Source organism: Geminocystis sp. NIES-3708 (assembly GCF_001548095.1).
Lineage (GTDB): Bacteria > Cyanobacteriota > Cyanobacteriia > Cyanobacteriales > Cyanobacteriaceae > Geminocystis.
On record NZ_AP014815.1, the window covers coordinates 2,067,454 to 2,079,128 of the forward strand.

Annotated in this window: 11 protein-coding genes; 3 read left to right on the forward strand and 8 right to left on the reverse strand. The window is 32.0% G+C overall.

Features of this window, described 5'->3' with window-relative positions; translation table 11 throughout:
* Positions 1-16: 16 nt before the first annotated feature.
* Positions 17-787 (reverse strand): SDR family oxidoreductase, encoded by a 771-nt coding sequence (locus GM3708_RS09145; protein ID WP_066345841.1) that lies wholly within the window; start codon positions 785-787, stop codon positions 17-19.
* An 82-nt stretch (positions 788-869) separates the two neighbouring features.
* Positions 870-2,882 carry a glycoside hydrolase family 10 protein gene (locus GM3708_RS09150; RefSeq protein ID WP_066345849.1) on the reverse strand — a complete coding sequence of 671 codons (2,013 nt, stop codon included), beginning with the start codon at positions 2,880-2,882 and terminating at the stop codon, positions 870-872.
* Between the two features lie 189 nt (positions 2,883-3,071).
* On the opposite strand from GM3708_RS09150, the gene GM3708_RS09155 reads away from it, so the two are divergent.
* Positions 3,072-4,229, forward strand: coding sequence for a ferrochelatase (locus GM3708_RS09155; protein WP_066345851.1), 1,158 nt, complete (start codon positions 3,072-3,074; stop codon positions 4,227-4,229).
* A 195-nt stretch (positions 4,230-4,424) separates the two neighbouring features.
* On the opposite strand, the gene GM3708_RS09160 is transcribed toward GM3708_RS09155, so the two are convergent.
* The 5 genes from GM3708_RS09160 to GM3708_RS09180 all read right to left on the reverse strand — a co-directional run bounded on the left by GM3708_RS09160 (position 4,425) and on the right by GM3708_RS09180 (position 9,284).
* Complete coding sequence (locus GM3708_RS09160; protein WP_231932889.1) at positions 4,425-5,630, reverse strand: MFS transporter; 1,206 nt, start codon at positions 5,628-5,630, stop codon at positions 4,425-4,427.
* Positions 5,631-5,680: 50 nt separating this feature from the next.
* The gene (locus GM3708_RS09165) at positions 5,681-6,607 is read right to left on the reverse strand and encodes a TIGR01777 family oxidoreductase (protein WP_066345854.1); all 927 of its coding nucleotides are present in this window, start codon (positions 6,605-6,607) and stop codon (positions 5,681-5,683) included.
* An 83-nt stretch (positions 6,608-6,690) separates the two neighbouring features.
* Positions 6,691-7,998, reverse strand: coding sequence for an AMP-binding protein (locus tag GM3708_RS09170; RefSeq protein WP_066345855.1), 1,308 nt, complete (start codon positions 7,996-7,998; stop codon positions 6,691-6,693).
* A 5-nt stretch (positions 7,999-8,003) separates the two neighbouring features.
* Positions 8,004-8,693 (reverse strand): salt stress protein, Slr1339 family, encoded by a 690-nt coding sequence (locus tag GM3708_RS09175; protein ID WP_066345858.1) that lies wholly within the window; start codon positions 8,691-8,693, stop codon positions 8,004-8,006.
* Positions 8,694-8,828: 135 nt separating this feature from the next.
* The gene (locus GM3708_RS09180) at positions 8,829-9,284 is read right to left on the reverse strand and encodes an NAD(P)H-quinone oxidoreductase subunit N (RefSeq protein WP_066345860.1); all 456 of its coding nucleotides are present in this window, start codon (positions 9,282-9,284) and stop codon (positions 8,829-8,831) included.
* Between the two features lie 164 nt (positions 9,285-9,448).
* Between GM3708_RS09180 and GM3708_RS09185 the strand changes: the two genes are divergently transcribed.
* Entirely contained in the window at positions 9,449-10,300 is an 852-nt protein-coding gene (locus tag GM3708_RS09185; RefSeq protein WP_396229631.1) for a YaaW family protein, read from the forward strand.
* Between the two features lie 394 nt (positions 10,301-10,694).
* Here the strand turns inward: GM3708_RS09185 and GM3708_RS09190 are convergent, their stop codons facing one another.
* Positions 10,695-11,027: a hypothetical protein gene (locus GM3708_RS09190; RefSeq protein WP_066345862.1), complete on the reverse strand. Its 333-nt coding sequence runs from the start codon at positions 11,025-11,027 to the stop codon at positions 10,695-10,697.
* Between the two features lie 59 nt (positions 11,028-11,086).
* On the opposite strand from GM3708_RS09190, the gene aat reads away from it, so the two are divergent.
* Positions 11,087-11,665 carry a leucyl/phenylalanyl-tRNA--protein transferase gene (gene aat, locus GM3708_RS09195; protein ID WP_066345863.1) on the forward strand — a complete coding sequence of 193 codons (579 nt, stop codon included), beginning with the start codon at positions 11,087-11,089 and terminating at the stop codon, positions 11,663-11,665.
* Positions 11,666-11,675 lie beyond the last annotated feature (10 nt).

Here is an 11,675-nt window from a genome sequence, read left to right on the forward strand (position 1 = left end):
CTGAAAAAAATAGATTTTATAAGCCCGCACTGGCTTGTTGAAAAAGTTGATCCCAGTTAATGTTAATAGTGGTAATATTCTCATTTTCTGGCTTAGAAATTAAATCAAATGCTTTGTTTCTAGCAAAAGGATTATTTAAGGCTTGAATGACTACGTTAGCTACATCACCTCTAGGGATAGAAGTAGGAATGCCATTAGGAGGGGAAGCTAAAAATTCATCGTTTTTGCCTACTAATAGCTCTCTTTTTCCATCTGGTTTATCTAATAATCCTCCAGCTCGAATAATAGTGTAATCAATTCCTGAGTCTATGAGATACTGCTCTGCTTTTCGTTTCCAAATTAAAATATTGCCATTACCCAGACGATTTAAAGGATGATTTTCATTTGTGCCACCCATTGAACCTACTAATATTATGTGTTCAATTCCTGCATTTTTAGCCACATCTATTTGATTTTTTTGCCCTAACCAATCTACTTCTTCTGGTTTGCCTTTATCTTCAAAGTCAAATTCTGGTGGTTTTCCTTCTTCGGGGGGTGAAATCATTTTTGGCACGGCACTGGTTAAAATAATTAAAGCATTACATCCTTGAATTGCCATGGTCAAATCTTCTGATGATAAAATATTACCGAAAATAAAACCTTTTGTAGATGTGAATATTTCTTCTGCTTTATTTTTTGATTTTGCAAAAGGTATTACTTGCCAGTTATGATTATCCGATTGTAACTTTTTAACGACTAAAGATCCTGTTCTACCAGTTGCCCCTGTTATTAATACTTTGTTGGTCATATTTTGTTCTCGATGTTAAGTTATTGAATTAGTTGACGTATGTATTGGAAATACTTTTTTGTTGATTTTTTAGTCAAGTTTTTTATGGAACAGTTTTAGAAATCGGATTGTTTTGATTTTTTTCGGCAATGATCGTTCTTTCTCCATATTGCAGTAAATTTTCGATGGTAATTAAGCGATTCATCCAAGTGTCTAATTGTAATGGTTGTTGCTGTTGATATTTGCCCAAATATTTTGGTAGTCTTGTTTTTAAGGATGATAATTCTTTTTGAGTTGCTATTAAATTATTATTGGTAGGATTTTCCGCCAATTGTTTGAGGCGATCGCTTAATTGATCAACTTGATTAGCCCATTGCTTGAGAGAGCTAGGATCAATGGTCATTTGATGGTTTAATAACATAAAATTCCACTCTTTTTGTAGAGCCTGATAACGGGCAAGAGCGGTTTGAAATGGTTGACGATGGGGTAATGGTTCTTGAACTTCGCTAGTATTACCTTGAGTCTGTTTAAACATTGCGCCTAAACCCGTATTAAAATTTTCGGCAGCAAATAAAGCAAAACCACCAGAAGGCATATTACGAACAGATTGCATTTGATCAAAGGCTTCAGCATTCGGTACATTTAATAGACGGATACCAGGAATAATTAAACTAGCATTTTTAGCAGAAAATTCATATACAGATCTCGTGCGATCTTCAAAACTACCAGTATTTAGTGCATAGGTCATCAAAACCATCATATCAACAGATCCGTTATAAATCCAATCTTCCCAATGTTGTTGCAACACAGACAAACGTTCACGACGTTCAATGGGAAATACCGCAGTAGAAATCACTAAATCGGGACGTTTAGACTTGATCAATTGTGAAGTTTCCGACACAAAGCTAGTGATTTGTCGAATGCGAAAACCAGTCCATTGACTCCAAGCTGGAGAATTTGGTTTGATGTTTTTAGGATCAATACCATAGGTTTGTTTAAATAAATTTCGACTAACATCCGTATAACCAAAATTTTGCTTAGTTATTCCATCTTGAAAAGGATAACGAATATAATCTAATTGAATACCATCGACATTATAATTAGTGGCAATTTCTTCTAATAATGCTAATAGATAACGTCTAACTTGTGGATTTGCTGGATCTAAAAACGCTTTTTTAAAACCCGGAGTACGATTAAAGACTTCTCCCTTTTGATCTTTGAGTACCCAACTAGGATTACGAGATAATACTGGTCCTAAATAATTTTCAGGTTGTCCTAAAATACGATTATGTCCTTGATTAGCGGCGGCAAAAATCCATGCCCAAGCGTGTAATTCCATGCCTCTTTCATGGGCTAATTCAATGGATGCTTGAAGAGGATCCCATCCTTTTGTCATGGGATTCTGTTCGGGAGCTACCCGACTAGGATAAATGGGATAACTAGAGTTAATAGTTTCAAAAAATACAGTATTAATCCCCGATTCTGCCATGCGATCAAATAAAGGAGCAAGATCTTCTTTTGATTTAGCTTTAACGATAGTACCTCGATCAACCCACATAGCTCTTACTTCTGGTTGAGCAAAATGGCGATCGACGGGATAATTATCCCATAGATTACGACGAGCATCTAACCATAATTGTCTAGCTTGAGTATAATTTTGTATAGCTAAACTGGGAAAATCTTGAACCACTTGTCGAGCATTCGCAATGGCTTCCGATGCTTCATTATTGCTAAAACGCTCATTAGCTTTATTTTCCCTATTATTAACACTAGATTTAGGAGGATTTTTAAGCACATAATCGGCAACGGCAGTCATGGGAGCATTATATCGAACTTGTTTCGCTTCAACAGTAATTAAAGTACTTTCTACTCGATGAATTAAATCTTGCAACTCTCTTGTCATCTGATTTATTTCCTGAGCAGAAGGACTATTAAAAGGTAAAGACGCTTGAATAGGTGTATTTTCTTCTGTAGTAAATGAAGGAAAAGATATAGGCTTAAGATCTGATGCTGAAGGGAGATTTTGAGCATAAACGGTAGGAGAAACAAAAATTCCAGCGAAAATTAACAGCTTTTGAATGTTTTTTCTTAAATTTACTATTTTAATGTTAGTCATAATAATAATTAGAATCAGTTGCAATGCAAAACTTTAAGAAATATTAAATAATAATTAATAAATCATACCAAGTCATGGTAGTGAATAGTTGATAATTGATAGTTGATAGTTAATCATTAATTGTTCATTGTTTAAAAATATCCCCCTATAATGGATATTAAGAACAGTTAGTTAGTCAAGGAAACAATTGTGGTTGCAACTCCAGAAAGAATTATTAATAATAACTCCGCCGTCAATTCCAACGATAAAGTTGCGGTATTATTGATGGGATATGGTGAAGTAGAAAGCTATGAAGATTTTGCTAATTATAATGAACAGGCATTAAATCTTTTAACGGCAAAATTCGCTCCCGTGCCAACATGGATATATCCCCCCATTGCTAAATTATTGGCGGTATTTGATTTACATGAATGGAGTCATCAACATGGTAATTTTATCTCACCTCATAACGCTATTTTTGAGCGTCAACGGGCAAATATAGAACATCACTTACAACATACATGGGGTGACCAAGTTAAAGTATTTAAAGCCTTCAATTTTTGTGCTCCTCATTTACCCAAGCAAGTGTTAGAACAAATCCAAACAGAGGGTTTTGATAAAATTTTGATTTATCCTTTATTAGTAGTGGATTCAATTTTCACCAGTGGTATAGCGGTAGAACAAGTAAACGAAGCCTTAGCAAAACCAAAGAATTTAGAAGAACATTGGATTAAATCCATGCGTTACCTTCCTTCTTTCTATAATGAACCGAAATATATTGATTTATTAGCTAAAATGGTGGAAAAAGAAATAAGTCATCATCTGAGTTCGGCTTATTTACCTTCTGAAATAGGTATCATTTTAATGAATCATGGTTGTCCTCATGAAGCAAAAGGATTCACTTCAGGTATTGATGAGAGTCAAAAACTTTATGATTTAGTTAGAGAAAAGCTCATTAATCGTTTCCCGATGATTTCTGTCGGTTGGTTAAATCATCAAACACCTTTAATTAAATGGACTCAACCCAATGCAGAATTAGCGGGGAGAAACCTTATCGAATTGGGGGCAAAAGCCTTAGTATTTATGCCCATTGGCTTCGCTACCGAAAATCACGAAACTTTGTTAGATGTTGAGCATATTATTGAAACTTTACAAAAAAAATATCCAACTGTCAACTATATACAGATGGAATGTGTTAATGATAACGATGAATTTTGTGAAATGGCGGCAGAATGGGCAAATCCTCAAATTGAAGCCTTATTAACGGAAACCGCCATGGTGATTAATCCTAGTTTAGCCACTGGAAGTCATAGTCGTGGGCATCATCATGATCATGGGCATAGTCATGGGCATCATCATCATCATTGATAATTAATCGTCAATAAGTAATAAGTAATAAGTAATAAGTTAATCATAAATAATCTACGATAACTGTATCAATATATAAAAAACTGAAAAAAGGCGATCGCCTTTAACTATTGATTGCGATTCTTTAAAATTAACAGATAATCAATATTGAGAATTTATTTCATAAATTGAGGTTATTTTTAAGAAAAAGTTTTTTTATTTGATGAGATTTACTTTTAAATATTGTAAAATTATAACCCCGACAAAAATACTACTAGCTAATATCAACCAAAAATTATGAGCGTACATTATACCTTGATCTAACACCCAACCACCCAAAGGAGGACCAATTAAATAACCAATCGCCCAACATTGAGAGTTAATAGCAAAATAAATTCCTCGTAGGGAAACAGGGGCTAAATCCACAATTAAAGCTGAAGCAGGAGGATTGTAAGTAATAAGCGCCATTGCTGCCATTAAAACTCCAGAAATAGCCCAATAAAACGCAAATTCCGTCATATTTCCTGTTGCCCAAATTAAGCTAAAACTTATTCCCCACATTATTAAAGATAAAGTTAATCCTTGAATACAATTCAGACGATTCAGAATTCTGAGTATTGGTAATTGCAGTATTGCGGCAAAAATAATATGTAAACTAAACAAACTGCTAATATTGGCGATCGAAAATTGATAATTAACAGTAAAGTTAGTTAAATATAATGGTAAAGTAGTTTGAATTTGAGAAATATAAGTGGTAAACATCACATTAACTACGCAAAAAATCCATAAACTTTTATCTTTAAAAGCCTGATGCCAACCATGCAATTTTGTTTGCTGAGTTATCTCAATTGGATGAGTTTCTTTGATAGTAAAATGAATTACCAGATAAAATACAACAAATGAAACACCATCAATGATAAATAAAAGACGGTAATTATTTGTGGCGGCAATAATCCAACCACCGATAATAATACCCAAACCTAAACCTAAATTATCTGCTAAACGACTAATGGCAAAAGCTGAATTTCTTTGACATGGAGTTGTTAAATCTGCGACTAATGCCTCGGCAGGAGGCCAATAAAATCCGATGCCTAAACCCATTAATAAATTGCCTAATAACAAAAATGAAAAATTAGAAGCAGAAGCCAAAAATACATCAGCTAAAGCAGAAATAATCGCCGATAATAAAAGAATTTTCTTTCTACCCCATTGAGGAGAATCACTCCAACTTCCTCCTAAAAAACGCCCTAAAATTCCTGATACTGATGCACTACCAAGAGCGATTCCTACCATTGTGGGGGAAAAACCTAGCTGATTGACAAAGAAAATTGGGGCATAAAATAAGGTAAAACCTGTACCAAATTGTAATAATAATCTGCCTCCTGCTAATATCCAAATCTGAGAATTAAGATTATTTATCACAATTAATAATTTCTCCGGAAAAAATACAGTTATTCTTCTACCTTTGACAACTAAAATTCATTAGTGATAATTTGCTCTAATGCTGGTTTAAGGTTGGGGTAACGAAAATTATAATTCATCAATTCTGTTGTCTTTTGGGGTAACACTTTTTGTCCTTCTAAAACTACTTTAGCACCATCACCTAACAGTAATTCTAAGGCAAAACTGGGTACAGGTAGCCATGATGGACGTTTTAAACTATCTCCTAAAGTTTCACATAATTGATTCATGGTGACGGGATGAGGTGCAGTGGCGTTAAAAGTACCATTAATGTTACTGTCTTTCAAGGCTTGAATGATCATCTCCACTACATCTTCTCGATGAATCCATGAAAACCACTGTTTACCATCACCAATAGGACCTCCCGCAAAGATCTTAAAAGGTGGTATCATTTTAGCTAAAGCCCCTCCATTTCCTAAAACGATACCAAAACGAAAAATTACTAATCTTACCCCTGCTTCCTTTACTTTTTCGGCTTCAGCTTCCCACCCTTGGCATACTTTTGCTAAAAAATCTTTTCCTACAGGACTATTTTCTGTATAAGTTTCTGTTTCACTTGTACCATAAAATCCAATAGCCGAAGCATTGATTAATACTTGGGGTTTTTGATTAGATTTTGCGATCGCATCTACAATCATTTTTGTGCCTAACAGCCTACTATCAAGGATTTCCTGCTTATAAGTATCACTCCATCTTTCGGCAATAGGAGCACCAGCGAGATTAATAACAGCATCACAACCATCTATTTTGCTTTGCCAACTTCCTAATTCTTTGGGAGTATAAAAAATAAACTCTAAATTAGGATAAATGGCAGGGAAAAAAACTGATTTAGCCTTATCAATATTACGAGTTAAGATAATAATCTGATTATCTTGGGCTAGTTTTTCTACTAATTTTGTACCAACAAAACCTGTCGCACCAGTAATAGCTATTTTCATTAATTTTTTTACTTTATAATTATAGTCAATAATAAATGATCATTCTACCAATAATCAAATTTTGAAATAGTAAAGATTTATTTTCAATTATTTATTTCAATAATTTTACCTTGAGAATTACGAGGAATTTGAGAAACTTTTTGCCAAATTTTAGGAATTTTATATTTAGCAATTTGAGATACAAGTTTTACTTTTATATCTTCGTTTTTTATACTATTATTAATGGGAACATAAAAAGCGGTAATAACTTCACCCCAATAATCATCTTTTTTACCAATAATATGAACATCTTTTACCAATTTAGTTGCTAAAATTACACTCTCAATTTCTAAAGGAAAAACATTCTCTCCCCCTGTAATTATTTTTTGACTATTTCGCCCTAAAATCCATAAATTTCCCTCTTGATCTATATAACCAATATCATCAGTAGTCCAAATATCTATATTTTGAAAATAAGGATAATAACCTTTAAATAATGAGGTTGATTTTATTTTAATAATATCACTTTTGTTATCATTAATTATAACTTGAGCATGGGGTAAAATTTGACCAGTATTATAATTATTTTCTCGATTTTCCTTTGGTTTTAAAATACTAATACCAGAGGCTGTTTCTGTCATTCCATAAGTTAAAGCTAAAGGAATATTATATTTATTAGCTAATAATATTTGATGAGGATAAACAGATGCACCACCTACTAAAACAGTTTTAAATTGACTTAAATATTGAGGGTTATTATCAAGGAAAAACTGTAATTGAGTCGGCACTAAAGAAATAAAATAATCTTGATAATCTTCTATAATATCTAAATTATTTTTTAAGTTTTGAAAACTATTAATAACTAACTTTCCTTGACTAATAAAACTTCGTATCACCTGCATTAAACCACTAACATGATAAAGAGGTAAACAACAATAAGAATTAATGGGTAAATTCTCAAAATATTGATAAAAGCCTATAGCCGAAGCAGTAAGAGTTGCCCATGTATGAATGGCAAATTTAATTTTACCCGATGTGCCACCAGTAGGAATCATTATCCCCGTAAAACTAGGTGACTTTTGCTTGAAAGAAGAAAAATTATAATTAATATTACCAAAAATAATATCTGGTTTAACTATATTATTTATTTGTTCCCATTCATTACTCTGCCAATGAGAATTAATTAAAAAGACACAACTATTTGTAATAATACTAGCAAAAAAAGCTGAAATAAATTTACTGTGTTCTGTTTCAGCGATGAAAATAATTGGTTTTTTAATTGTTATTTTAGCAAAATTAATTTCCGTTAAATAATTTATTATTAATGGTTCTAAATTTTCAAATTTATTATTAAATTTCCAATTATTATTTAATAATTTTAATTGTGGTAATATATTTGACTTTTTAAGCATCAAAATTACTGTAAAGCTTTTAAATAATCAATAGCAGCTTCTAACTTAGATTGATAAGATAAAGCAAATTGTTCAAACCAAAAACCTTCATCAGAATAAGGATCTAAATTTTTTAACCAAATTTCTGCTTTTCTTCTTAATTGTTTTTCTTGCCTTTGTTTTTCTAATTCTTTTTGTCTAATATCTTCTAAATTATCAATTTTTTTATTATGTTTTGTTTCTGACTGTTTTTGACTAAAATTTTCAGCTATATCTTGTAAAGATGATTCAGTTATAGAAGATTTTTTATCGGATTTATTGATAGATTTTTGTTGTTGAAATTTGGCTTCTATATCTGTTAATAAATCTAGTGAAGCATTACTTTTTTTAGTCATAGTAGATTTTTGTTGTTGAAATTTGGCTTCTACATCCGTTAATAAATCTAGTGAAGCATTACTTTTTTTAGTCGTAGTAGATTTTCGTTGCTGAAATTTGGCTTCTATATCTGACAATAAATCATCATCTTTTTCTTCTTGTTTCTGAGATTTCTTAGTATTTTGTATCTCCGATAACAAAGAATCTATATTATCTTTATTTTCTTTATTATTCACTGGCTGACAATAAGTATTAATAGCATTTTTAATAATATTTTTTTTTTGCTGTTTTTGTTGATACTTATTCTGAATTTGAGTAAAAATATCATCTATATTACTCATAGCTAAAATTAGGTATATATCACTTAAATTATAACATTATTTGAACTATGTAGGGTAGAAGAATTATAAAAGTTTAGATAGTAAAAGTATCTTTTTCTACCCCATTAAACACTAGGCAACTATATCTAATATAGATTATAAGGCTTCCCAACGGAAATAACGTTCTCCACCAAGTTCTAAAACTACTTTAATTTTTGGTTCTTGTTTTGTTAAACTAATTAAATACTCTTTTTCTTGATTAGAAAGCACAAAACCTTCAATAATCCATAAAACTAAACCTTTAGAAGAAGAAGGTATATTTTCTAGTTGAGAAAGAGCAATAGGTGGGATAAAATAAGTAGGTCCAACTGCACCTTCTTGACCAATATTTTTCTTTCCTAAATGAGGAGGGCGCACTCCATGAATGCCCATTAAATAAGCACTTAAATCCCCTAATCCCCTAGCTGAAATATTAATAGTATTATAACCTGAAGCTCTTAATCTTCTTTGATAACGCCCTTCAAAACCTCCTTCAAGAGGTGCATAGACAGCTACAATGCCTGATTTTTCTAAATCTTTGATAAAACCTTTTCCTGTAGTTAATAATGGCATATTTTTTATTGTTACTAATAATATTTATCTCAATTTTCTTGATTATAATAGGACGAGTGTTTATTTGATCCAGTTAAATGAGTTGATAAATTAAAATGCTTTAATCATCGATAAAAATTTCTATAATAGGTTAGGTTAATTAAGTTGTGTGATGAGGCATCAAAATGGTGAATGAATTAAGGGCTGTGTTAGAATTAGCGACGGAAGAAGAATTGCAACAAGTTACAAAAGTTCTCTTTAGTCGAAGATTTAATCCTATTGATTACTTAAATACCCCAGATCCTCTCGATGTGCAAAGTCAAGATTGGCAAGGATGGTTAGACACTATAGAAAAGCGTTTTCGTTTTTTGGCGGCAGATGGTGTAACAGTCTTACGTCGTCAAACCGATAAAGTTTCATATCGAGACACTTTAATTCAAGTGTGTCGTTATTTAAAAATTCCTTATGCTCAACAAATGACAACTATTGAAATTGAAAGTGAAATTTTCTTAAACTTATTACAAAAAGCATGGCATAAATTACCACCATCAGAACAAAAATCCCTTAAAAGTAGGGTTATTTCTTCTTTAGCCGATAGTACAATTCCTGAACCTTTGCCTTTAAATTTACAACATGATCCTGTTAAAATTTTATTACAGGGCAGCAGTGTTGTTGCAGTCAGTTCTATTTTAAAACCTTGGTTGCTACAAAAAATAGCCCAACAATTTGCTATACATTTCGCTACCTATCAGGTGGCTAAAACAACTATTATTAATGGTGGCATTGCCACAGCTACTCAATTACAAAATCATTTTACTCTACAAATGGCTAAACGGGGAATGGTGATGAGTACAGCTAGATATACGGCAGTAAGAGGTATTTTTACTTTCTTAGGTCCTGTATTATGGGGATGTTTCTTTGCTGATTTAGGCTGGAGAGCAATCTCAACTAATTACACAAGAATTATACCAGTTATTTTTACCCTAGCACAAATTCGCCTTACTCGTGGCGATGATTGGCAGTTATTACCTTGTTAAACTAGGGTGTATCGTCATGACTATTTTATTGATGATGAAGTTAATAAATCAAAACATAAAAATAGTCTGCACAGTGCAAATAGTTAAAAATAGTCAAGTTTTATTAAATTTACTGTCAGAATTTTCAGGATAACAGTTAAAAATTATTGTTTTAACAACAGAGTCTTCTCAGGTTAAGAAAAAAGTTTAAAAACAACACTACAAAACTATGTAAATCCTAAATTAATTATTATTTTGCAATCACAGGAGTGGGAAAAGGCGGTGGAAGATAAATATGACGATAGTAGAGCGAATATAATCTGTCGCCATCTTCTTAATTTTAGGTGGGAAATTATCAATTTTAATAACCATTGTCTATTCCCTATTTCCTAATATTGAAAGAAGTTTATTAGTATTAATCTTGCCCACAACAAGTATTAATGCCTAGACTCTTGAGAATTAAATCACTCACGGCATTGGCGATCGCAAATTCACTGTAAAAACTTTTTTGAAAATCAAAAGACTGCATTTCTGTAACTATAGCAATAACCAACGAACCAAGATCATTTTCTCCTTCTAGTCTTTGACGAATAAAGATTTGAGCCGCCCTTGAAGCAATTGTTTCATTAATAGTTTCAGGGATAAATTCTTGATCTAACCATTGATGTAAGTTGGTTTTAAGCCAAGTTTGTTCAACATCAGCATTTTCTAAGGGGGGTAAAACAATAGGAGGAATAGGTTGAGACATGATTAAATAATATTATAGATTTCCTTTATTAGAAATTATATATATTTAGTTCAACAGTTATGATCGATATTCCCTCTATTATTCAGGGGTATGCCCATGGTAATTTTTTAATGGCTGATGATTATCAACAGTTGGCATGGTATTCTAGTGACCAAAGAACTCTAATTCCTTTGGATAATCGTTTTCGTTATCCCAAATCTTTACAACGAGTATTAAATAAAAATACTTTTTCTGTTGCTATTAATCGAGATTTTGTAGGAGTTTGTCGAGGTTGTGCCAATCGAAAAACAACTTGGATTTCTTCCGAATTAATTGATATTTATATAGAATTAAATCGTGCTGGTTGGGCTTATAGTTTTGAAACATGGCACAATGATCAATTAGCAGGAGGTATTTTGGGTATTGTTATTCGAGGTGCTTTTATCGGTGAATCAATGTTTTTTAATATTCCTGAAGCTTCCAAAGTTGCGATGGTAAAATTAGTTGAACACTTGCGATCGCAAAATTTTGTTTTATTCGATGCTCAAATGCAAAATCCTCACCTTCAAAGATTTGGATCATATATCATTGACAATAAAGAATATATGAAACTATTATCACAAGCCCTTGACACTCAATGTAATTTTATTAGCAAATAAAGAAAAATTA

What these genes read in the sequence shown, in the direction of transcription:
- GM3708_RS09145 (WP_066345841.1), bottom strand. Translation starts at nt 787, where the DNA reads ATGACCAACAAAGTATTAATAACAGGGGCAACTGGTAGAACAGGATCT.
- aat (WP_066345863.1), top strand. Translation starts at nt 11,087, where the DNA reads ATGATCGATATTCCCTCTATTATTCAGGGGTATGCCCATGGTAATTTT.
- GM3708_RS09165 (WP_066345854.1), bottom strand. Translation starts at nt 6,607, where the DNA reads ATGAAAATAGCTATTACTGGTGCGACAGGTTTTGTTGGTACAAAATTA.
- GM3708_RS09185 (WP_396229631.1), top strand. Translation starts at nt 9,449, where the DNA reads ATGGTGAATGAATTAAGGGCTGTGTTAGAATTAGCGACGGAAGAAGAA.
- GM3708_RS09175 (WP_066345858.1), bottom strand. Translation starts at nt 8,693, where the DNA reads ATGAGTAATATAGATGATATTTTTACTCAAATTCAGAATAAGTATCAA.
- GM3708_RS09150 (WP_066345849.1), bottom strand. Translation starts at nt 2,882, where the DNA reads ATGACTAACATTAAAATAGTAAATTTAAGAAAAAACATTCAAAAGCTG.
- GM3708_RS09170 (WP_066345855.1), bottom strand. Translation starts at nt 7,998, where the DNA reads ATGCTTAAAAAGTCAAATATATTACCACAATTAAAATTATTAAATAAT.
- GM3708_RS09180 (WP_066345860.1), bottom strand. Translation starts at nt 9,284, where the DNA reads ATGCCATTATTAACTACAGGAAAAGGTTTTATCAAAGATTTAGAAAAA.
- GM3708_RS09190 (WP_066345862.1), bottom strand. Translation starts at nt 11,027, where the DNA reads ATGTCTCAACCTATTCCTCCTATTGTTTTACCCCCCTTAGAAAATGCT.